This is a genomic window from Marinobacter sp. SS13-12 (genome assembly GCF_030227115.1).
In the GTDB taxonomy this organism is placed as follows: domain Bacteria; phylum Pseudomonadota; class Gammaproteobacteria; order Pseudomonadales; family Oleiphilaceae; genus Marinobacter.
On the sequence record NZ_JASSUA010000001.1, the window covers coordinates 530,181 to 552,473 of the forward strand.

Genomic DNA, 22,293 nt, shown 5'->3' on the forward strand with positions numbered 1-22,293 from the left:
AAGGTCAAAGCGAGACAAAAGGCGCCACGGAGAGCGCCAGGATAACCAGAATTGCGAGGCACGCTGCAACCGTTGTGACCGGTTTATGCCGGACTCGATGCCAGAATCCACCTGTCCGCCCTTCCGCCAGATCAAGTTCGTAAGCCTCGCGCTGACGATGCAGACGCTCCCGCTGATAGTTGTCCAGCAGTTCCCTTGCTCGCCGGGCCTCGTCGTTATCGTGCACCCAGAAACCACCCATGCTGATGCCCCAGCGGCTGGGCGGAGTTTCGTAATAGGGGATATCGTGCGCTTCAAACAGCTCACGGATTTCGTCCGCTTCGTCGTCGGGAACATGGCGGAGGTTCATGAGGTGGTTGGTCATGGTATGTCTGGCACCGGGTTATGGGATACCCTTATCCTAGCATTCCGGGATGGTTCTCACCGCCCAGTTCACCAGGATAATCAATGCCAGACAGCGCGATTCGACGATTATTGGAGTTTGATCACCAGGTTCAGCGAGACCGCGACCAGAGCGCGGCTTTCCTGCACCGGCGGGACCGCCGTTTTGCCCTGGAATCCCGTGAGAAGGGTCTGTCACCGGGCCCGGAACTGTGGCTTGAGCACATCCGCAGATTACGCACGCCACAACCCACCGACGACCCTTTGCGCCAGTGGCGGCACCTGACTACGGGTTTTGCACTTGTGGGCCTGGTCACGGGCGTTATGGCCATGCTGGGGCTGTTGTTCTACGACGGCGGCCAGAGAATCAACCTCACGGTTATCCTCGCGTTCGTATTGCTCCAATGCCTGCTGGCGGCGATCACCACTGTGCAGGCCTTCGCCGGCTGGCAGCCCTGGCGCTGGCTGTTACGAAAGTTCTCGCTGACGGGCTCCTCCGGCGCGTTGCGGCCGTTGCAACCCATGCTGATGGCCCGCGCTGCCCACGCCGGCGGACTGATGTTTGGTCTGGCCGGATTGCTCACCCTGCTGGTGCTTGTGGTGATTCAGGATCTCGCCTTTGGCTGGAGTACGACCCTCGACACCGGCTCGGACAGCTATTACAGACTGCTGGCGACCCTGGCCACGCCCTGGCAGAACCTCTGGCCGGCCGCAGTGCCCGACAGGGACCTGGTGGACGCTACCCGTTTCTTCCGCAGCGACGACAGGGGCAACGCTGATCCCGCGCTCTGGGGGCGCTGGTGGCCTTTCGTTGCCATGGTATGGGTCACCTATGTCATCCTGCCCAGGCTGTTGCTACTGGCACTGGCGGTAGTCCATCCGGGCCTGCGGGCCCGCAGGGAACTGGCCAGCCACCCCGGCATGATCGCGCTGCAGTACCGCATGGAAACCCCGGCACTGGATACCGGCAACCGACATAATGACGCCGGTGACCAGCCAGATACCAGCACCTCGGGGCAACTGCATTCGCTGCCGGCCGGGCAGGTTCTTATCCGCTGGGCAGGTGCCGGTGAGCCCGAACTCCCCGACGCCCTGTCAGCCGGATACCGCGACATTCTTGCAGCCGGAGGCAACGCTTCCCTTGAGGATGACCATCGAATTATCCGGCAGGCCGGGCAGGTTATTGCTGCCACCCCCAACCCTGCTGTCCTGGTGGTGACCCGCAGTTGGGAGCCGCCGACCGGAGAATTGGCGGATTTCCTGGGCGAAGCCCGCAAGGCCTGGCCAGCAACGACCCTCATTGCGCTGGTGCCCCTGGCAGCGGAACCGGATCAGCCCCCGCCGGAGCATCAGGTGAGCCAGTGGCTGCGGTTTGCCGACAGATCCGGAGACAGCCAGATCGTTGTCAGCACTCCGGACCTGGCCTCCCAGGAGGCCCGCATTCACCGCGCACTTCAGCATGAGCACCGACAATGACCACCCCCGTATTCGCCGTGGTTGGCCATCCCAACAAGGGAAAGTCCAGTGTTGTGGCCACCCTGTCCCAGAACGATGCCATCGCCATTGCCCTGGAACCGGGGACGACCCGCCAGCGCCAGGAATACCCGCTGACCGTGGATGGCAAAACCCTGTATACACTGGTAGATACTCCGGGTTTCCAGCGCCCCCGACGGGTACTGGAATGGCTGGAAGCCCATAGCATTTCCGCCTCGGATCGGTCAGAAACCGTGAAGGCGTTTATTATCCAGCACCGTGACGACGGCGGATTCACGGATGAATGTGAGTTGCTGACACCACTGACCGAAGGTGCAGGCATCATTTACGTGGTGGATGGCTCCGTACCCTACAGCGCACAACATGAGGCTGAAATGACCATCTTGCGCTGGACCGGACGACCGAGCCTGGCGCTGATCAACAGTATTGGCGAAGACGATTACAGTGACACCTGGGCACAGGCGCTTGGCCAGTTCTTCCAGGTTGTCCGCAAGTTCGATGCGGTTAGTGCTCCATTCGAACAACATCTCAGCCTTTTGCGAGCGTTTGGCCAGCTAGAGCCGGACTGGGAGCGACCACTGGAGCAGGCTACAGACTTTCTCCTTGCCCAGCGACGTCAACGTCGGACCGAAGCGGCTGCAAAGATTGCGCACACTCTGGAAGAAATGATGTCATTTCGGGAGAAACGCACGCTGACCACGCTCCAGACCAGCGACATGTCCGACGAAGAGCTGGCCAGACAATTGCGAACCAGCTGGTATCACAACCAGCGGAAACGGGAACAGAATCTGCGGATCGCCATCGAAAAGCTTTACGAGCATCATCGTGTGGAGCGCCAGGAAGCCGAACTTGAGTGGCACAGTGAACACGACCTGTTCAGCGAGGACAGCCGCAAGGCCTGGGGCGTCAACCGCCGTTACCTGGCAACAGCCGGATTCGGGGCCGGTGCTGTAGGCGGTGCCGGGGTGGATGCGCTGACCCTTGGCCACTCATTGGGAGCCGGCGCCCTGGTCGGTGGATTGATTGGTGCTGCCGGCAGCTATTTTTATGGCGATCGCCTGACTTTACCGGTGCTCAATACCGGGGTACTGACCAACGGACTCAGAACCGCTGTTTTTGGCCCTGTACAAGACAGTCAGTTCGGCTATGTTGTATTAGGAAGGGCAATAAATCACTGGTGGCATATCAGCCACCGTAATCACGCCGGTCGCGAACTGCTGGACCTGGCACCGGCGGACAACCACTGGCTGGAGCACCTGGACCGGGCCAACCGTCAGGTCATTCATCGGGCCCTCGAACGCTGCCGAAAACAGCGAGTCCTGGATGACAAAACCCGGTTTGCCCTGGCCGCTGCCATTGAGCAAGCCATGAGCGCCTACGACGATTGGCGGTTGAACCGAACGTAAGCGGCATGTGTATACTGTAAGACTGCTCCAACAAACAGCGAGGGACAAGTATGAAAATTGTACGAGTTGAGGACATCATCGGCACCGAGCGCGAAGTAACCGGACCGGGCTGGACCAGCCGCCGTATGCTGCTCAAAAAGGATGGCATGGGCTTTTCATTCCACGAGACCATTATCCCTGCCGGGGCTGAATTGAATCTCTGGTACAAGAACCACCTGGAAGCGGTCTATTGCGTCGCCGGCAACGGCACCATCCTCGACAAGGCAACAGGTGAAACCCACGAAATTTCTGACGGAACCCTGTACGCGCTGGACAAGAACGACCCCCACACTCTACGCGGTGGGACCGAGGACATGCGCCTGATCTGCGCCTTCAACCCGCCTGTCACCGGCCGTGAAGTCCATGACAAGGACGGTGCCTACATTCTGGATACCAGCGACGTTTAAGCCTGGCCCCAGTGGCTGACGCTTCAGAGATCACAACACCGCCACCGGCAGCAAAGCTGCTCCCGGTGGCGGTGTTGCTTTGGCTGGCCGGTGTTTACCTGCGCATACCGATACTGGTGGCGCCGCCCCTGGCCCCGTTTATCAGCGACGAACTCGGCCTGTCCCAGGCCCTGACCGGGGCACTCACCACCCTGCCCATACTGATGCTGGCGATCGGCTCCATGCCCGGCTCGCTTGCGATCGCCAGACTAGGGCCACGGAACACCCTGGCGCTGGCCATGGTAATCATGGTTGCAGGTTCAGCCGGCCGCGGCCTTTCCCCGGATACCGTCACACTCATGCTCGCCAGCGCCGTTATGGGCCTCGGCGTCGCCATGATGCAACCCTCCCTGCCGGCATTGTTGCCCCGATGGCTGGAACCCCGACACCTGGCCATCGGTTCCGCCATCTACATGAACGGCATGCTGATGGGCGAGTTCATCGGCGCCGGCATCACCCTGCCAGTATTGATGCCATTGATGGATAACAGCTGGCGAGCCACCCTGCTGGCCTGGTCACTGCCCGGTTTACTGGTAGCTGCAGCCCTGTTCCTCCCACGCCGGGACATGGCCCGACCGGTACGAAAACCCTCCTGGCTGCCTGACTGGAAAAACCCTCTCACCCTGAGAATCGGCCTGTTACTGGGCCTCTCCGGCTCCCTGTTTTTCGGCCTCAACGCCTACATGGGTAACCTGCTGAAGCAACAGGGTAATTTCGAAATGCTCGCCGATGCCCTGTTCTGGTACAACTTTGCGCAGGTGATCGCCTCGTTGCTGATGCTGAAAATGGCGAGATACTGGGTGGGCCGAAAACTACCTATCATAGTAGCCGCTAGCTGTAGCGTCATTGGGACGCTCGGAACACTATTGTTTACCGGCTGGTGGGCAATTGCCAGTGCGACGTTTATGAGCCTGACGGCAGGCATTCTGTTGATTCTGTTGGTGGCATTACCGCCAGTGCTGGTGCCATCTCAGGAAACAGGCCGCCTATCTGCAGGTAATTTCCTGGTCGGCTACACCCTGGCGTTTGCAGTGCCGATGATCGGCGGTTTACTGGCTGACTGGGGTAACGACGCCCGGTACGCGGTAGGTTTTATAATTGCCTATTGTATCCTGGTCTTTCCCCTGACATTTACCCTGGACCTAAGACGACAAAAGGGCCAGCCCCAAAGCTGACCCTCAAAAGGAAGCCCACTCCCAACTTGCTAGCCGTGGGGTGGGGGTACTGTTTTCCGCCAGAAATGGGTGTCTGAGCGAAGCGAGTTCCATTTCCAAGGAAAACAGTACCCCCGCCCCGCGGCCGCCCCAAGGTTAGATGTAGTAATCTTTTAGAGGAGGAAACCCGTTGAACTCAATAGCGCTGTAGGTAGTCGTGTAGGCACCGGTAGACAACCAATACATGCGATCACCAATGGCCAGGTTCAGGGGCAACGGGTACTTGTGGTGCTCGTACATTATGTCGGCACTGTCGCAGGTAGGTCCGGCTATCACACAGTCTTCGCCTTCGCCGGTTTTCTCGGTGTAGATCGGAAACTTGATGGATTCGTCCAGGGTTTCGATCAGGCCACCAAACTTACCGACATCGGTGAATACCCAGCGATGCAAAGCTGTACGCGACTTTCTTGAAATTAACACCACTTCACTCACCAGAACACCGGCATTGGAGATCAGTGAACGACCGGGCTCAATAATGATCTCGGGCAACTCGTCGCCAAAGTCCTCGTCAAGAAACCGCTTGATCTCTTCGGCGTAGGTTTTCAGATCGTTGGTACGGGTGATGTAGTTGGCCGGGAAGCCGCCGCCCATGTTGATCATCTTCAGCTCAATGCCGTCTTCTTCCTTCAGGCGCTCGAAGATCACCTTCACCTTGCCCAGCGCTGCGTCCCAGGCGCCGATTTCCCGTTGCTGGGAACCCACGTGGAAGGAGACGCCGTAGGGCACCAGGCCCAGGTCGCGGGCCAGGATCAGCAGGTCCATGGCCATGTCAGTCTGGCAGCCGAACTTGCGGGACAGGGGCCAGTCGGCCGTCAGGGTGCCTTCGGTGAGGATGCGTACATACACCTTCGAGCCCGGAGCCGCCTTGGCGATGTTGCGAAGGTCCGCTTCGGAGTCAGTAGCAAACAGGCGCACGCCCTTTTCATAGAACGTACGGATGTCTCTGGCTTTCTTGATGGTGTTGCCGTAGCTGATGCGCTCACCGGTTACACCCAGGCCCATGACTTTTTCGAGCTCATACACAGACGCAATATCAAAGCTGGCACCCTTGTCGCGCAACATAGTCAACACCTGCGGGGCCGGATTGGCCTTTACCGCATAGTAGACGTTGGCATAGGGAAAGCCTTCCACCAGTTCGTCGTACTGACGGTCGATGGTGGCGGTATCGATAACTACGCAGGGCGTTTCCTTTGTATCGGCAAATGCCTTGATACGGGCAAAGGTCTCGGCGTCGTAGTAATCAGCGATGATGGCGTTGGCAGACTCGGTCATGGATAGTGTTTCCCTCCACGGGGTAAACAGGCATAAAAAAGGGCACCACAGCGACGCTGCGGCACCCGGTAATGAAGCGATCATCGGGCTTTTTCGGGACCCCGGATATGAGCATATCTACCCATAAGTATCAGCCGCTCTGCCAAAACAGGAATCTGTCCCCCAATTACACCGCAACCGGCCATAACGGCGCCGGCCCGGTGGGTCCATCAGGATCTTCCGGCTCGGCCTGTTGCTGCAGGTAGTCCAGAATGGCAGACTTCAGGTCACCGGGCTGACCCAGCCCTTTATTTCCGAACAACCGGTTGAACTCCAGCACGTAGGGGTAACCTTCCACCAGCGCAATATCGAAACCCGCATGGTCCACCCCCAGCTCTCTCGCCAGCCGCAGTGCCAGGTTCGTTACCACGGGCGGAACCGGGCTGTTATCAATACGTCCACCCTGCGACACGTTGTTATAGAACCCCTGATCCGCCTGGGTCCGCCAGTAAGCCGATACCACCCGCTCCCCGACAATCACCACCCGCACATCCCGGTCGATCGGCAAATATTCCTGAGCATATAAAACGCTGGTCCGCTCACAATAACGCTGCCAGTCGGCCCGGTTCTCGATCAGCCATACCCCTTCGCCCATGCTCGCCTTAGGTAACTTGGCCACAAACGGCAGCACCATGGCATCCCACACCGCCTGTTGTTCCTCAGGGCCGTTGGCCTCTATCAATGTCCATGGAGTGTGCTCCGGAGCCACCACCTGGAAGGCACGGGTCATCTCGACCTTGTCGTGGCCAATCCGATAACTGGCAACACTGGGGAACACCCGGCATTTCAAGCCATAAACCAGGGCGTTCAACTGCCAGTATTCCGGGAACAGAACCCAGTCTGCGCTTTTAAGCAGTTCCTTGTGGGCCAGGAACTGTTCGGGCTTGAGTACTTTGGTATCCGGGAAGCCAAGGGTGCGGAAAATATCGAAGGAAACCAGTTTCATGTGGGTGGGGTGCGTGGTTGAGTTGGTCGCATTTTATACAGGTTTTTTATTGGTGCAATGTTTATTGGGCTGGTAGGACTTGTTGGGTTGGGGGAGGGGTACGGGGGTGTTTTATTTTTCAAATGAAAATGAACTCGCTTCGCTCAGACACCATTTTCTTTATTGAAAAATAAAACACCCCCGTACCCTTAGGTAACTCCAGTTGTCGTAACGATCTACCGGGGTTTTACCCGGGTTTGTCTGAGAATATGGCCCCACTGAAAATGCCTCAGTCCGATAAGTCCGACATCAAAGCGCAGCCAAACCAACCCTTTCCGTAACGACATCACCATTTTCCGGTAGAGCGGGGTGGTGGGGGTATTTTTCCGCCAGGAATGGGTGTCTGAGCGAAGCGAGTTCCATCCCCAAGGAAAAATACCCCCACCACCCCGATCCCCACCAAAGTCCCAGTCCTACCAGAGCCAGAGCCAGAGCCAGAGCCAAGACCAAAACTGACAGAAATCATTGCCACCAGAACAAACTTACCCTAATCTTGAACGCGAACTATTATCATTTTTAATATCGACAAGGAGAAAACGATATGAGAAAACAGACCCTGGCACTACTGACCTGTGCTGCCCTGACACTGCCGATGTCTTCCCTTGCTGAAGAAGTTGAACACTTCGAAGGCAAGGAATCCGCCAACCTGAAAGAGGCCGTGGTCAACTTTTCAGAGTACAACAGGAAGCTGGAAAAGGTTCTGGCCGGTGACCTGACTCCGGAGGCCATGAACGAGATCCATCAGCTTACCTATACCCTGGAAAACGCCCTCGGCAAGATCAACGAGCAGTTCGACGGACTGGCGGAAACGCTGGAGGAAATCCACCTTGCCTCCGAACGCGCCGATACTGAAGCCGTGGCGAGCAATGGTGAAAGCTATCTGGAAACCAGCCGCACAGTCATCAAGTAAACCTCGCGGACAACCGGCACTCTCGCTGCTACCCTTGAATCTTAACGGCAAGGGATAGCAGCGATGCCCGGTTTTGATGACAGAGCAAACGAACTACTGAACAGGCTCCGGCAGGATTACGAGTCCGGGGCCACAGCGCTGGCGCTGGAAACACTCAAGGGCCTGCAAGAATATGTGGAGGCGACCGAGCCTGCTTCCAGCGACCTGGCAACGTTACTCACAGAACTTCGCAATGCCCGCCCCAGCATGATCGTGATTGGCAACGCCATGGCGAGGGTGGAGTCACGACTGGCAAGCGGGGAGACGCCACTGGTGTCGGTTAACCGGGTTACCCACGAGCTGGAAAACGCCAGTGCCGCCATAGCCCAGCATGCCTGCCAGAAAATTCCCGCCAATGCCGTGATTATGACCCACAGTGCCAGCTCGGTGGTGCTGGGACTGTTTCGTCTTCTGGAGCAGGAGCAACACGCCTTTTCTGTCATCTGTACCCAGAGCAGCCCCGGCTTCGAGGGGCATCAGCTCGCCCGGTCGCTGAATGACATGGGCGTACCGGTCACCCTGATTACCGATGCCCAGATGGCCTTGTTTGTTCCCCAGGCGGATGTGGTGGTCACCGGTTGTGATACCTGGCTGGCGGATGGGCATTTCATCAATAAAAGTGGAACCCGCCTGCTTGCCCTGGCAGCCCGTGCTCATAACAGACCTTTCTGGGTGCTGGGGGACAGTTTCAGACACAGTGATCAGACCAGCGAGCACGTCACCCTGGAAGAAATGCCAACCAGCGAATTGCACGCCCCAGAGGGTGAGTGGATTAGGCCCCGGAATGTCTATTTCGAAACCGTGCCGGAATCGCTGGTGACCGGCAGAATCAACGAGCAGGGCGTTTTTTCGTTCCCTGGCTTGCCTCGGCAGTGAACGGGTCTTCCGGCCAGGGGTGTTTCGGGTAGCGCCCGCGCATGTCCTTGCGCACCTCCGGGTAGGCATTGCGCCAGAAGCTGGCCAGGTCCGCCGTGACGGCGAGGGGGCGCTGGGCCGGGGAGAGCAGGTGGATAACCACTGGCACCCGGCCGCCGGCGACGGTCGGGGTTCTGGCCCAGCCGAACAGGGCCTGGAGCTTGGCGGCCAGTACCGGCCCGTTTTCCGCCGTGTAATCCAGTGTTACCGACTGGCCACTGGGAATCGTCAGGCGGATTGGCACCAGTTCTTCCAGTGACTGTTGTTGCCGGTAGTCCAGCAGGCTGCCGAGTGCCTGGTTAAGGTTGAGCTTCTCCAGGTCGCGCCAGCGATCCATTCCTGCCAGGAAGGGCCCGAGCCAGAACTCAAGGTTGTCAGCCAGCCAGCGTTCGCTGACCTCCGGCCAGTCACCCGGAAAGCAACGGGCCAGCAGGGAAACCCGGGCAAGCCACTGTTCGGCAGCCGGGGTCCAGGGCAGGCTTTTGAGCCCTTGTTTGCGCACCGCCGCCAGCAGCCCCTGCTGCAGCAATTCCGGGGACGGGGCCGGCAAGGCGGTTTCTTCCAGTACCAGTTGCCCCAGTTTTCTGACGCGGCGGGCTATGACCGTTCCGCGCTTGTCGTCCCAGACGGCTTCCTCCCGCTCATGGATATGGTTGGCCAGGTCCAGTTCGAGTAGCACCGGATCAACCGGTGCCGCCAGATAGATCGTCGCTTCCCTGGCCTTGCCATCAAGCTCGGCGGTCGCCAGCCACGGATGTCGGGCAAGAGGATCCTCATCCCGCAGAACGGCGCCGCGCCCGTTGCTGAGTTGGTAACGGGGAGCGTCACCGCGCCGTTTACGGGCAACCCTGTCCGGGTAGGCCAGGGCGAGCAGTCGGCCCACTTCGTCATCAGCAGGCAACTCTCGTGGCCGGTCCAGATTGCCGGCCAGCCGTGATACGGACTTTGCAATGGCTTTCACTCTGGCAGCATCAATGCCATAACGAGGCCCCTGTCCCCGCAATATCCGGACCCTCTCCTGCATATCCGCCCCCGCAGACCGCCCGGCCAGGTCCCGCTCTTCCAGCAATGCCGCCAGTTCAGCCGCAAGAAAACCAAGACCAATTTCACGGCCCCGGAGAATCATGTGCGCCAGTCTTGGATGCACGCCCATATCCCGGGCGGCCTTGCCATGCCCGGTGATGGCGCCGTCAGTATCCAGCAGGTCCAGCCATTGCAGCAATTGCACTGCCTGCTGCCAGTGTGCTGAAGGCGGCCGATCAATCCAGTCCAGTTGCTCCGCAGACCTGGCACCCCACTGAGCCAGCTCCAGAACCAGGGGGGCCAGGTCCGCCTCCTGTATTTCCGGCGCGGTGAACTCCGCCAGACCAAACTGAGCGGACTCGCTCCACAGCCGGTAACACACACCAGGCTCAATACGCCCCGCCCGCCCCTTGCGCTGTTCCGCCGAGGCTTTGGACACCCAGCCCGTCACCAGCCGTGTCATACCGCTGTTGGCATCGAACACTGCCCGGCGCTGCTGGCCACAGTCGACGACCACCCGAATCCCCTCGATGGTCAGGCTGGATTCAGCAATGGCGGTAGCCAGAACGACCTTGCGATAACCCTCGGGCGCCGGGGCAATGGCCCGGTCCTGTTCGTCGTTCCTGAGGTTGCCGTATAGCGGCGCCACGATCACGTTCCTGCCCACCTGGCTCTGAAGCTTTCGCTCCACCCGCCGGATTTCCCCGGCACCCGGCAGGAATACCAACAGCGACCCGGTCTGCTCCGCCAGCGCCTCGTGAATCACTGACACCACCTGATCCACCATCCGGCCATTACGTGGGAGCGGCCGGTAGGCCACATCCACGGGAAACGCCCGGCCCTCGCTGGTCAGCACCGGTACGTCACCCAGCAGGCGGGCGATCGGCGCAGTATCCAGGGTTGCCGACATCACGATCACCCGCAGATCCTCCCGCAACGCCTGCCGCGATTCCCTCACCAACGCCAGGCCAAGGTCCGCTTGCAGCGAACGTTCGTGAAATTCGTCGAAAATCACGACTGCATAGCCTTCCAGCGCAGGATCGTTCTGAATCAGCCGCGTAAGAATCCCCTCCGTGACCACTTCAATCACAGTAGCCGAGGTCACCCGTGTATCCAGCCGTGTTCGATAACCCACCGTCTCACCCGGCTTCTCGCCCATCTGCCCCGCCATATACCTGGCTGCCGACCTGGCTGCCAGCCTCCTTGGCTCCAGCATCAAAATCCTGCGCCCCTGCCGCCATGGAGCATCCAGCAGCGCCAATGGCACCCTCGTGGTTTTGCCGGCGCCCGGTGGGGCCTGGAGCAGGACGGTTGTCTCGGATTCCAGGGTCTTTTGTAGATCCGGGATTATTTGGTTGATTGGGAGCATTGGTTTTGCTTTTTTCAGGACTGGTCGGGTTGGGGGAAGGGCGTGAGTTCGCGCAATGTATTTAAGGCGATAACTGCCAGTTACCTGGGAGTGGGGTGGTGGGGTATTTTTCCGCCAGGAATGGGTGTCTGAGCGAAGCGAGTTCCATTCCCAAGGAAAAATACCCCACCACCCCGCTCCTGCACCTGACCTATCAGTCCTGAGCAAGGCGAAACCGCGTAACGAATCAGGATTGTGAAGCCCGTGGATGGTTGGCGCGGGCCCACTCGTAGATTTCACGGTAGGCCTTCACCAGGTCTTCCGGATTGTGCGGGGGTTGTAGCACTGCAGTCATTTTACCTTCCGGATTGATCAGGGCAAAGTGGCCACTGTGGTCTACAAGCAGTTCACCGTCCACCTCCCGGTGGGTAAAGGCCGCATTGAGGCTTCTGGCCAGCTGCCTCAGGGTTTCCAGATCACCGGTCAGGCCATGGAAGTCATCGCCGAAGAATTGCACGTACTCCCGCAGTCTTTCCGGCGTATCGTGTTCCGGGTCTGCGGTGATCAGCAGGAATTCCGGCTGGGGCAGGTCATCCGGAAGCAGGTTGTCGGTTCTGCGCAGGTTGGCCATGGCGGCAGGGCAGATGTCCGGGCAATTGGTGTAGCCCACAAAGGCAAAGGTCCATTGTCCCCGCAGGCTTTCGCGGGTGACCGTTTCGCCGTGCTCGTTGACCAGTTCGAAGTCGGCAAGCTCGCGGCCCTGGTCATACACGTAGGCGTTGATCTCACTCAGTTCTGGTGCGGGAGAGGGCTCGTCATTCCCGACTAGCAGTACCTGTCGTCCGACCACCAGCCCGAAGATCAACACGATAACCAAAAGCAGGATGATCAGCGTCAGGCGAATCGAACGGTCCATGAAATCTCCGGCAGATCAGTAATCAGAAAAACACAAAATGGTCGACCAGCAACACGACGAAAAGAGCCATCAGGTAGGTGATGGAGTATTTGAACGTGTTCAATGCTACCCGGCGATCATCACCCCGGAGCAGGCGCACTGCATACTGCAGGAAGCGCAGGCCAAGGGCCAGGGCGCCTACCAGGTAGATCATCCCGGACATGCCGGTAACAAACGGCAGCAGGCTGACCGCAAGCAGCATCAGGGTATACAGCAGAATATGCAGCTCGGTGTATTTGTTGCCGTGGGTGACCGGCAGCATTGGAATACCCGCTTTGGCGTATTCTTCCTTGCGGTGAATGGCCAGGGCCCAGAAATGCGGCGGTGTCCAGGCAAAAATTATCAGCACGAGCAGCAGGCCGTGCCCTTCAACCTGCCCGGTAACCGCTGTCCAGCCGAGCAAGGGGGGCATGGCACCGGCCAGGCCACCAATCACGATGTTCTGGGGCGTCATGCGCTTTAGAAAAAGGGTATACACGCCGGCGTATCCGACCAGTGAGGCCAGTGTCAGCCACGCCGTGAGGGCATTTACCTGCCATACCAGAACCACCATGCCCGAAGCCGCCAGCACAGTCGCAAACATCAATGCATCAAGGGGGGAAATCTTTCCGGTGGCAACGGGCCGCTTGCGGGTGCGGGCCATGACGGTGTCGATCTTCTGGTCAACCACGTGGTTGACCACGGCAGCGGCGCCCGCCAGCAGGGCAATACCAAGGTTGCCATAGAGCAGGACTTCCCAGCCCGGCACGCCCGGAGTGGCCAGCAACATGCCGATGACCGAGGTGAGGATCATCATCGCCACGACCGTGGGCTTGGTCAGCTCCAGAAAATCACGCCAGGAAATGCTCGCAGAATCGGATCTGCTGGTTGTGTTCTGCGCCGGCAGTGCCTCAACACGCTCGCTCATGCCGTCACCTCTCGCTCAATTGTTGTTGTATGTGTTGCGTCCGCTGGTTGCGGCAGTTCCTGCTGGTGAAAGCGCCAGAGCAGGTTGATCACGCTCAGCAGCAACCCCGCACCCATGGCATTGTGCGCCACCGCCACTGACAAGGGAATATGGAACACGATATTGGCCAGTCCGAGCGCAATTTGCGCCATCAGTACTACCGCCACCAGCTGAACATGCGGTGCCATGGAGGTCCGCCTCGTTCTGCGCCACAGTAATGCCAGAAATACCGTGAAGTACGCAAGTACTATCACGGCGCCCAGGCGGTGGGTGACGTGGATGGCAACCCGCCCATCCGCTGTCAGCTGTCCTCCCAGGTAATTCGGTCCCACGTGCTGGGTAACATCAAACCCGTGAGCAAAATCCATGTCGGCAGGCCACCATTCGCCCTGGCAGGTTGGCAGGTCGGTACAGGCCACTGCTGCATAATTGGCCGCAGTCCAGGCACCCAGGGCTATCTGCATTACGACCAACACAAGGCCGCCGTAAAGCCAGGGCCGGAAGCCGTTGCGCCCGGAAGGCCCTGCCTTCTCCAGCCCGGCGGCAGCCCGCTGCTGTTTGCCACGCAACCGCAGTGTAAGCAGAGCGAGCATGCTGAGGGTGGTAAATCCGCCAAGCAGATGCAGCGCAACCACCTGGGGCCAGAGCTTCAGGGTAACCGTCCACATGCCAAATGCGCCCTGAAGCACAATGAACAGGGCGATAAACAGTGGCAACCTGTAGGGCAACCCTTCCCTGCGATGGCGGAAAGCGAACGCTGCCAGGCCAAAGACGACCAGCCCGAGAGTACCGGCGGCGTAGCGGTGAATCATCTCCGGCCAGCCTTTTTGTACATCTACAGGCGTTTCCGGGAACCTGGCATTGGCGATGGCCATCCGTGCTTCGTCCTGGGGTACGGTAAGAAATCCATAGCAGCCGGGCCAGTCAGGGCATCCCAGGCCTGCATCTACCAGCCGGGTCCAGGCGCCCAGCATGATGACCACGACCGCCAGCAAGCTCGCCAGCAGAGCCAAGCGCGCCAGTATGCGGGCATGGCGGGACGTATTATTCCGGATATCGTTCAACGCTGGATCTCCCGGCAATCATCATTAACCAATCTGCGACAGTTTCAACAGATGCTTGAGGTCTTTCAGCATGTCCTTGCCGGTGTGTTCACTACCATAGTGCATGATGACATTACCGAAGGGGTCCACCAGCAAGATTCGGGGCTCCTGCTCCGGGCTGATGCCAGCCGGCCATTGGGGAGAGCCATTGCCGGAGATGCTCAGGCGTTCCATGGAACGGTACTCATCATCCCAGCGCGCGGTCAGGTCTTCCGAAACAGAGCCCAGCCAGGCGGCCCGATTGACACGGTTGGCATTCTTGCCCAAGGCAATATTGACCTGACGGGCGCGGTACAGGAGCTCTTCGCAATCCGCTGCACAATCGCCAGACACCACCACCATCATCCATTCCGGGTCAACCGCTTCGGGACCGAAACGGTCTGCGAGGGGCTTGCCGTTAGCACCTTCCAGTTGCATCTGGGCCAGGGGCGCGGGTGGCTGGATCAGTTCGCCATTATTGCTATGACCGGTCGGGTTCAGCCAGCCGGTATAGTACATGATCGTTGCAAAAATCATCGGGCCAAAGCCAATGGCAAACAGCAACAGCGCTGTTCGTCTGCCGCGGCGGACCTTTTCAGGGGAAACCGCGTCTTCCTGGTCGTTCTGGTGCATCTTCTCAGCCGTTGTCATTGTCGTCGTTGGCTCCTGTTTTGCGATAACTCGCTACCACCGTCAATATAACCAGTGCCGCGGCCAGTGAAAACCATTGCAATGCGTATCCGTAATGCGTCTGCGGCCCCATCATATCCGGAGCCCAGTCTGCGCGGTAGGCTCCGGGCTGTTCGGGACCCGAAAGCCTCAGTACAAGACCAGCCACATCTGCCTGAACCTCTTGCGCCTGCTGATGGGACAGTGACTGGGTTCGCCGTGGCCATTCATCACTCTCCCGGGACACATCCTTCAGTACTGGCGGCTCGGGGAAATCACTCAGGCGGCCCTGCAGGCGGACATCACCGTTTGGCCGGCTGATTTCCGGCAGCTCGTCCCGTCTCCTGGGGGCCTGGAGCCAGCCCCGGTTCACCACCACCGGGCGACCCTGTTCGGGCAAGAATAGCGTCAGCACCTCGTATCCGGGTGCACCATCGCGGGTACGATTATCCAGCAACCATGAAGTCTCCCCGTAACGGCCGGAAATAGTGACCGGCTGACCGGCCTCCAGGCCTGCAGCCTCGAGTTCCACCCAGCTCAGGCTACCAGCTTCCTGCTGCCACTGGGCCAGTTGTGTCTTTTTCTCCTGTGCCCGCTCCAGCTGCCAGACACCCAGGCCAATCAGCAGCGGCAGGAACAGCCCCGAAAACAGCAAAAGCCGCCAATCAAAATGCCACTGTCGGCGGGATTGATCAGCCGGATCAGACATGCTCTGCTATAGTGGTTTCTTGACCAATATTCCCGTAAACAGGATTTTTCATGCTGAAGTTTCTCATTGTCGTACTGATGTTGGCGGTTCTGGTGAGCCTGTTCAGCGGGCTGTTTTTCCTGATCAAGGATGGCGGGAAAACGAACCGTGTCCTGAATTCCCTGGCATTGCGGGTCGCACTGAGCGTGATGCTGCTGGCCGTCATTCTGATTTCGTTATGGCAAGGGAGCCTGACGCTGAATCCGACCCCCTGATCTCACCGGTTCACTACAATCAGATTACATAGACAAACACAAAGAGTCCGAGCCAGACCACGTCCACAAAGTGCCAGTACCAGGACGTGGCTTCAAACCCGAAGTGATTGTCACCCGTGAAGTGACCCTTCTGTATGCGTATCAGCATGATCACCAGCATCAGGGTACCCAATATCACGTGGGCGCCGTGGAAACCGGTCAGCATGAAGAACGTACTGCCATAGATGCCTGACTGAAGTGTCAGACCCAGATCCTGATACGCGTGAACGTATTCGTAGCCCTGGACACATACAAAAACCAGCGCCAGTGCAATGGTGGCGGCGAGCCAGGTCTTGACCTTTTTGCGGTTGTCTTCCTTCAAAGCATGATGGGCAACCGTCACCGTAAAGGACGAGGTGACCAGCAGAATGGTGTTGATCAGCGGCAGCCCCCAGGGCCCGATCGTACCTTCCGGCGGCGGATAGGCCTCGGGGTTGGGTGTATTGATCAGCGGCCATGTGGCCTGAAAACCTTCCCAGAGCATGTTGGAGCTGCCGCGATCACCTTCACCACCAAGCCAGGGTATGGCGAAGACCCGGGTATAGAACAGAGCCCCGAAAAAGGCCGCGAAGAACATCACTTCCGAAAAAATGAACCAGCTCATACCCCAGCGGAAAGAGCGATCCATTTGTGGGCTGTACAATCCTGAGCGGCTTTCCTTGATAACAGCGCCGAACCATCCGAACAGCATATAGGTCATGATGGCGGCGCCCACAAAGAACGTCAGCCAGGCGCCGGTGGTGCTTTCCCCCTGGTTGCTGTTCACCATAATAGAGGCGCTTCCGTAGAGGGTAACCCCCAGGCCCACAGTGGCCACAATCGGCCACTTGCTCTGTTCTGGAACGTAGTACGTCTGGTTTTCCGCCATGACAATCTCCGATGGCTTATCCGTTATCGTTTATTATTTTCCCGGCCGCTCACTTCACTTCCGGCGGGGTGGAGAAGGTGTGGTAAGGCGCCGGAGAGGGAACAGTCCACTCAAGGCCTTCCGCTCCATCCCAGGGGTTGGCCGCAGCCTTCTTGCCACCCTTCACACACTTGACCACGATCACCAGGAACAGGATCTGGGTGGCACCAAACATGAAGGCACCGATACTGGACACCATGTTGAAGTCGGCAAACTGCAGCGCGTAGTCCGGAATGCGTCGCGGCATACCCGCCAGGCCAAGGAAATGCATGGGGAAGAAGGCCAGGTTCATGCCCACGAAAGACAGCCAGAAATGGGTTTTTGCCAGGGTCTCGTCATACATGTGGCCTGTCCACTTGGGCAGCCAGAAGTAAGCCGAGGCAAAAATGCCGAAGATGGCACCCGGCACCAGTACATAGTGGAAGTGGGCAACCACGAAGTAGGTATCGTGGTACTGGAAATCCGCCGGTGCAATGGCCAGCATCAGCCCGGAGAAACCACCGATGGTGAACAGGATGACAAAGGCCACCGCGAACAGCATCGGCGCCTCGAACGTCAGCGAGCCACGGAACATGGTCGCCACCCAGTTGAATACCTTCACCCCGGTAGGCACCGCAATCAGCATGGTGGCATACATGAAGAACAGCTGGCCGGCGATGGGGATACCCACGGTAAACATGTGGTGTGCCCAGACCACGAACGACAGCAGGGCAATGGCGCCCACCGCGTAGACCATAGAGGCATAGCCAAACAGTGGTTTGCGGGAGAACGCCGGGATAATGTGGGACACCGCGCCGAAAGCCGGCAGGATCATGATGTACACCTCGGGGTGCCCGAAGAACCAGAACACATGCTGGAACAGTACCGGGTCGCCGCCGCCGGAGGCATCAAAGAAGCTGGTGCCGAAGTTGATGTCCATCAGCATCATGGTCACCACGCCAGCCAGAACCGGCATAACCGCAATCAGCAGGAACGCAGTGATCAGCCAGGTCCATACGAACAGGGGCATTTTCATCAGGGTCATGCCCGGAGCCCGCATGTTGAGGATGGTGGCAATGACGTTGATGGCACCCATGATCGACGACACACCCATGATGTGAACGGCAAAGATGAAGAAGGTGGTACTTGGCGGGCCGTAGGTGGTCGACAGCGGCGCGTAGAAGGTCCAGCCAAAGTTCGGAGCCCCGCCCTGCATGAACAGGGTGGATACCAGAATCAGGAAGGCACAAGGCAGCAGCCAGAAACTCCAGTTGTTCATCCGTGGCAGCGCCATGTCAGGAGCGCCTACCATCAGCGGGATCATCCAGTTGGCAAGACCAACGAAGGCCGGCATGACCGCACCGAACACCATGATCAGACCATGCATGGTCGTCATCTGGTTGAAGAATTCCGGCTCAACAATCTGCAGGCCCGGCTGGAACAGCTCGGCCCGGATAACCATGGCCATGGCCCCGCCGAGCAGGAACATGGTGAAACTGAATATCAGGTACATGGACCCGATATCCTTGTGGTTGGTCGTCAGCAGCCACCGTGTAATGCCCTTCGCGGGGCCGTGGTGATGATCGTCCTGGGCGTGGGTATCTGCAACCGCACTCATGAAAAACCCCCGTTACCGCCGTGTTGTTCTGGCTGGTGATGTCATTAGTCTGGCGAAATTGGACGGGGCAGGCTTTAACTCTGGTTATAGCCTGCCCGGTTCATCATTCCTGATTCTTGTACTCGAATACTTCTTTCGGCGTAATCATCTCACCGGTATTGTTACCCCAGGCGTTACGCTCATAGGTGATAACCGCTGCAAGATCGACTTCGCTCAGCTGGCCACCAAACGCCTGCATGGCGGTACCGGAAACACCGTTAACAACAATATCCAGGTGCGCATCCATATCTTCCAGGGCAATCTGGCTGCCTTTGAGGGCCGGGAACGCTGGTGGCGCCCCGCTGCCATCGGCCTGGTGACAGGACGCACAGGCACTGGCGTAGGCCTTCTCGCCACGGACCATCAACTCTTCCAGTGTCCAGTCTTTCTCGGTGAGTTCGCGCTCACGCTGGGCGGCTTCCTTCTGCTCCGCCACCCAGGCATCGTATTCGTCCTGAGGAACTGCCTTTACCACCACCGGCATAAAACCGTGTTTTACGCCGCATAACTCGGTGCACTGACCACGGTAAATACCCGGCTCATCGACTCTGGTCCAGGCCTCGTTAACAAAACCAGGTATGGCATCCTTTTTGACGCCGAACTCAGGCACCCACCAGCTGTGAATAACATCGTTGGCTGTGAGCAGCAGGCGAATCTTTGCGCCCACCGGCACCACCATCGGGTTATCGACATCCAGCAAGTAGTTTTCAGACTTGGCGGTGCGGTTGTAAATCTCGTCATCGCTGGTGGATATATTGGAAAAATACCCGAAATCATCGTTGATATAGTCGTATTTCCAGCGCCACTGATAACCGGTGACCTTGATATCAACATCGGCTTCGCTGGTGTCGTACATGTCGACCAGCGTCGCGGTGGCGGGAATGGCCATCACCACGAGAATAACCAGGGGGATGATCGTCCACAGAATCTCGACCAGCGTATTCTCGTGGAAGTTGGCCGGTTTACGACCCGAAGATTTGCGGTGGGCAAATATTGACCAGAACATGATACCAAAGACCACAACGCCGATGACGACGCAGATCCACAGGATGGTCATGTGAAGGCTGAAAATCTCGTTACTGGTACCGGTGACCCCGGGACTCATGTTCAGCGTCCAGTCCGCCATGGACAACGCTGGCGTCATAAGTCCGCCCAAGAGGACACCTGCCCGCTTAGCGTGCACGCGCATAATACTGTGTCTCCACAGAGTGTTATTCTTGTCGGATTTTGCGTCCAATCCCTCTGTTCCGGACAGTGCTCGCACACACTGTTCGGGCCAGAGTGGAAGTCTGCTATGGATAATTCACGCACCAAGTATAGACACAGATCAAAAAAATGCGAAAGTCCGAGTGGCCATTAATCGACTAAAGAAGGAACTTTTTTCATTTCTGTAGAATCGTCCCCGAAACTCACCACCACGGATCGCCGGCTCTGGGCACTGGCCTGGCCCCTGATGCTCACCAACCTCACGGTGCCGCTTCTGGGGCTGGTGGATACTGCTGTGCTGGGGCACCTGGAGAGCCCGGAATACCTGGGCGCTGTTGCCGTGGGCGCAAACCTGTTCAGCATACTGTACTGGACCTTCGGCTTCATGCGCATGGGCACTACCGGCCTTGCAGCCCAGGCCTGGGGCAAGCGGGATGAATTCGCGCAGATCGCACTGTTGTTGCGGTCGGTATTGTTGGCTGTCGGAATAGGGCTGTTGCTGATCCTGCTCCACCAGCCCCTGATCCGCCTCGGCCTTGAGCTGATGAACCCCAGTGAACGTGTTGCAGCGCTTGCCGCAGAGTATGCCAGCATTCGTATCTGGAGCGCCCCGGCGGTACTGTGCCAGTACACCCTGGTGGGCTGGCTCATCGGCACTCAATTGCCCAAGGGGCCGATGGTCATGCTGATTGTGGCGAACGGGCTCAACATCGTTCTGGACATTCTGTTCGTCACCGGCTTCGGCTGGAACAGCCGCGGCGTTGCCATGGCCACCGTGCTGGCCGAATACTCTGCAGCGGCCATCGGGTTTCGCATGGTGCTGTTGCGGATGCCGGCTGGTCAAGGTTTCAGCCGCGCCCTGTTCGGCCAGCTGAACGACTACCTCAGAATACTGCAGGTCAACCGTTACATCATGGTGCGAACCATCGCCCTGCTTCTGGTGCTGGCATTTTTTACCGCCCAGGGAGCAAGGCAGGGCGACACCATACTGGCCGCCAATGCCGTCCTGATCACTTTTCTGCTGGTGATCTCCAACGGCCTGGATGGCTTTGCCAATGCCGCCGAGGCGCTGATTGGTGAGGCCGTGGGCAAAAACAGCCGTCAGCAATTCCGCCAGGTGTTCCGGGTGGCTTTTCGCTGGTCCCTGTGGGGTTCGGTACTGTTTACGGTGGCCTTTGTGTTGGGCGGGCGCTACCTGATCAGCCTGCTGACCGGCATTGAAGAAGTACGCACCACCGCCTGGCTCTACCTGCCCTGGCTGTGGGTGCTACCCCTGGCCGCCGTATGGGGTTATCTGCTTGACGGCGTTTTTATTGGTGCCACCCGCACCCGGGACATGCAGAACACCATGCTGTTTTCGGCGCTTGTGGTATTTCTGCCGGTGTGGTGGCTGACCACTGGCTGGGGGAACCATGGGCTCTGGTTTTCGCTGATCTGCCTGATGCTGGCACGTGCCGCCACCATGGGATTGCTTTTTCTGAGCCATTCTCGACACGATCGCTGGTTTTCGCAACAATAGACCAGTGCGCGCAATGATTCATGAACATCGTGTTCAGGTTTTAATGTGGATGCCAGAGCAGCCTGCCAAAACTCGTCTACACTTGTGAGAAAAGGCAGGCATGTTGCGGTGGCCAGCCGCTTTCCGTGCCCCCTGACGACCCTATGCGTACAACGGGAGGCGCCTTGCGACCCCATTCCGTTCAGAGACCGGCATCTCCTGAAATGACACCTAAGGCTGTTCTCGACATCATTGATCAGGCACGCAGGCAGGAAGCCCGCTCCGGCACCTTCCTCGAGCAGATGCGGGAGAGGGCGTCGTCTTTGCCTGCTACAATCACTATCGACGGCTATCAGCCTGCCACCTGCCTGTTTCAGTTTGCCATCGAATACATTGAAATGGCGCCGCGACTGATCGAATGCGTGGAAGCCTGCGCCCGGGAAGCCGGCAAGGCAGAGCTGTTTGAACCATTCGTGAATGCGGCGACCGGTTATTTTACCCAGCCGTCTGTCCTTCTGGTCCGCTACGACGGCCTCGACGGCCTTCTCATACGAGCCTACCTCTGCCACCGCCTGATGGAGGAAATGTGCGAAAACAACCGTTCCACCCGAGCCAGTGAACTGGTCGACGTGGAGGCAACACGGGCCAACCTGCTTGCCCATCAACTGATCGGCGAACCCTTTGCCAACGAGCTGGACCAGTCAATCACCGTTACTGTCCTGCAGATTGCCGGCACACCCGATTATTACGAACTGAATCTGGATCCGTTCGTAGAACAGACAAGGAACGCGGCGTGGGACTGGATGAAACACTACTGGGAAAACCTGCTGGTACGTAACCACATACGCTTGTCGTTAGGCGCGGGCATATGACGATGACCT

21 protein-coding genes are annotated in these 22,293 nt (G+C 58.5%); 9 read left to right on the forward strand and 12 right to left on the reverse strand.

All coding sequences use genetic code 11. The features are described 5' to 3' along the window. Positions 1 to 4 precede the first annotated feature (4 nt). Positions 5 to 364, reverse strand: a complete 360-nt coding sequence (locus QPL94_RS02445; RefSeq protein ID WP_285355273.1) for a DUF6164 family protein — start codon at positions 362 to 364, stop codon at positions 5 to 7. Positions 365 to 447: 83 nt separating this feature from the next. On the opposite strand from QPL94_RS02445, the gene QPL94_RS02450 reads away from it, so the two are divergent. The 4 genes from QPL94_RS02450 to QPL94_RS02465 are packed head-to-tail and all read left to right on the forward strand — an operon-like array spanning position 448 to position 4,941. Beyond that, a complete protein-coding gene (locus tag QPL94_RS02450) occupies positions 448 to 1,857 on the forward strand; it encodes a DUF2868 domain-containing protein (protein ID WP_285355274.1) in 1,410 nt (469 codons plus the stop codon). Next, positions 1,854 to 3,281, forward strand: coding sequence for a GTPase/DUF3482 domain-containing protein (locus tag QPL94_RS02455; RefSeq protein WP_285355275.1), 1,428 nt, complete (start codon positions 1,854 to 1,856; stop codon positions 3,279 to 3,281). Before QPL94_RS02450 ends, QPL94_RS02455 begins: the two co-directional genes overlap by 4 nt. A gap of 50 nt (positions 3,282 to 3,331) precedes the next feature. Beyond that, on the forward strand, positions 3,332 to 3,727 hold the full coding sequence (locus QPL94_RS02460) for an ectoine synthase (RefSeq protein ID WP_114612157.1): 396 nt from the start codon (positions 3,332 to 3,334) through the stop codon (positions 3,725 to 3,727). A gap of 11 nt (positions 3,728 to 3,738) precedes the next feature. After that, a complete protein-coding gene (locus QPL94_RS02465; RefSeq protein WP_285355276.1) occupies positions 3,739 to 4,941 on the forward strand; it encodes an MFS transporter in 1,203 nt (400 codons plus the stop codon). Positions 4,942 to 5,076: 135 nt separating this feature from the next. Here QPL94_RS02465 and QPL94_RS02470 read toward each other — a convergent pair whose 3' ends face one another. Both QPL94_RS02470 and QPL94_RS02475 read right to left on the reverse strand, forming a co-directional pair. Continuing rightward, positions 5,077 to 6,252: a type III PLP-dependent enzyme gene (locus QPL94_RS02470; RefSeq protein ID WP_285355278.1), complete on the reverse strand. Its 1,176-nt coding sequence runs from the start codon at positions 6,250 to 6,252 to the stop codon at positions 5,077 to 5,079. Between the two features lie 166 nt (positions 6,253 to 6,418). Then, positions 6,419 to 7,237 carry an ATP-grasp domain-containing protein gene (locus tag QPL94_RS02475; RefSeq protein ID WP_285355279.1) on the reverse strand — a complete coding sequence of 273 codons (819 nt, stop codon included), beginning with the start codon at positions 7,235 to 7,237 and terminating at the stop codon, positions 6,419 to 6,421. 580 nt (positions 7,238 to 7,817) lie between these two features. On the opposite strand from QPL94_RS02475, the gene QPL94_RS02480 reads away from it, so the two are divergent. Both QPL94_RS02480 and QPL94_RS02485 read left to right on the forward strand, forming a co-directional pair. Further along, positions 7,818 to 8,186, forward strand: a complete 369-nt coding sequence (locus QPL94_RS02480; RefSeq protein WP_285355280.1) for a DUF6746 family protein — start codon at positions 7,818 to 7,820, stop codon at positions 8,184 to 8,186. Between the two features lie 63 nt (positions 8,187 to 8,249). Next, the gene (locus tag QPL94_RS02485; RefSeq protein ID WP_285355281.1) at positions 8,250 to 9,101 is read left to right on the forward strand and encodes an eIF2B alpha/beta/delta subunit family protein; all 852 of its coding nucleotides are present in this window, start codon (positions 8,250 to 8,252) and stop codon (positions 9,099 to 9,101) included. On the opposite strand, the gene hrpB is transcribed toward QPL94_RS02485, so the two are convergent. The 6 genes from hrpB to QPL94_RS02515 form a co-directional block, all read right to left on the reverse strand. Then, on the reverse strand, positions 9,055 to 11,532 hold the full coding sequence (gene hrpB, locus QPL94_RS02490; protein WP_285355283.1) for an ATP-dependent helicase HrpB: 2,478 nt from the start codon (positions 11,530 to 11,532) through the stop codon (positions 9,055 to 9,057). The two genes, QPL94_RS02485 and hrpB, sit on opposite strands and share 47 nt — an antisense overlap. Before the next feature lie 226 nt (positions 11,533 to 11,758). Beyond that, positions 11,759 to 12,427, reverse strand: a complete 669-nt coding sequence (locus QPL94_RS02495; protein WP_285355284.1) for an SCO family protein — start codon at positions 12,425 to 12,427, stop codon at positions 11,759 to 11,761. A 22-nt stretch (positions 12,428 to 12,449) separates the two neighbouring features. Next, positions 12,450 to 13,373 (reverse strand): heme o synthase, encoded by a 924-nt coding sequence (cyoE, locus tag QPL94_RS02500; RefSeq protein ID WP_285355286.1) that lies wholly within the window; start codon positions 13,371 to 13,373, stop codon positions 12,450 to 12,452. After that, positions 13,370 to 14,476 carry a COX15/CtaA family protein gene (locus QPL94_RS02505; protein WP_502881505.1) on the reverse strand — a complete coding sequence of 369 codons (1,107 nt, stop codon included), beginning with the start codon at positions 14,474 to 14,476 and terminating at the stop codon, positions 13,370 to 13,372. The genes cyoE and QPL94_RS02505 overlap by 4 nt, the downstream gene beginning before the upstream one ends. Positions 14,477 to 14,500: 24 nt before the next feature. After that, complete coding sequence (locus tag QPL94_RS02510) at positions 14,501 to 15,145, reverse strand: redox-active disulfide-containing membrane protein (RefSeq protein WP_285355287.1); 645 nt, start codon at positions 15,143 to 15,145, stop codon at positions 14,501 to 14,503. Continuing rightward, on the reverse strand, positions 15,132 to 15,872 hold the full coding sequence (locus QPL94_RS02515; RefSeq protein WP_285355289.1) for an SURF1 family protein: 741 nt from the start codon (positions 15,870 to 15,872) through the stop codon (positions 15,132 to 15,134). Before QPL94_RS02515 ends, QPL94_RS02510 begins: the two co-directional genes overlap by 14 nt. A 50-nt stretch (positions 15,873 to 15,922) precedes the next feature. Here QPL94_RS02515 and QPL94_RS02520 point away from each other — a divergent pair, with 50 nt between their 5' ends. Then, positions 15,923 to 16,126: a twin transmembrane helix small protein gene (locus tag QPL94_RS02520; RefSeq protein ID WP_285355290.1), complete on the forward strand. Its 204-nt coding sequence runs from the start codon at positions 15,923 to 15,925 to the stop codon at positions 16,124 to 16,126. Positions 16,127 to 16,145: 19 nt separating this feature from the next. Here QPL94_RS02520 and QPL94_RS02525 read toward each other — a convergent pair whose 3' ends face one another. From QPL94_RS02525 to coxB, 3 genes are all read right to left on the reverse strand, one after another. Next, positions 16,146 to 17,033, reverse strand: coding sequence for a cytochrome c oxidase subunit 3 (locus QPL94_RS02525; RefSeq protein ID WP_285355292.1), 888 nt, complete (start codon positions 17,031 to 17,033; stop codon positions 16,146 to 16,148). Positions 17,034 to 17,082: 49 nt separating this feature from the next. Further along, positions 17,083 to 18,669 carry a cytochrome c oxidase subunit I gene (ctaD, locus tag QPL94_RS02530; protein WP_137436564.1) on the reverse strand — a complete coding sequence of 529 codons (1,587 nt, stop codon included), beginning with the start codon at positions 18,667 to 18,669 and terminating at the stop codon, positions 17,083 to 17,085. Between the two features lie 103 nt (positions 18,670 to 18,772). Next, on the reverse strand, positions 18,773 to 19,897 hold the full coding sequence (gene coxB, locus QPL94_RS02535; RefSeq protein ID WP_285355293.1) for a cytochrome c oxidase subunit II: 1,125 nt from the start codon (positions 19,895 to 19,897) through the stop codon (positions 18,773 to 18,775). Positions 19,898 to 20,161: 264 nt separating this feature from the next. Between coxB and QPL94_RS02540 the strand changes: the two genes are divergently transcribed. Further along, positions 20,162 to 21,433 carry an MATE family efflux transporter gene (locus QPL94_RS02540; RefSeq protein WP_285355294.1) on the forward strand — a complete coding sequence of 424 codons (1,272 nt, stop codon included), beginning with the start codon at positions 20,162 to 20,164 and terminating at the stop codon, positions 21,431 to 21,433. Positions 21,434 to 21,636: 203 nt separating this feature from the next. Continuing rightward, entirely contained in the window at positions 21,637 to 22,284 is a 648-nt protein-coding gene (locus QPL94_RS02545; RefSeq protein ID WP_285355295.1) for a hypothetical protein, read from the forward strand. Positions 22,285 to 22,293 lie beyond the last annotated feature (9 nt).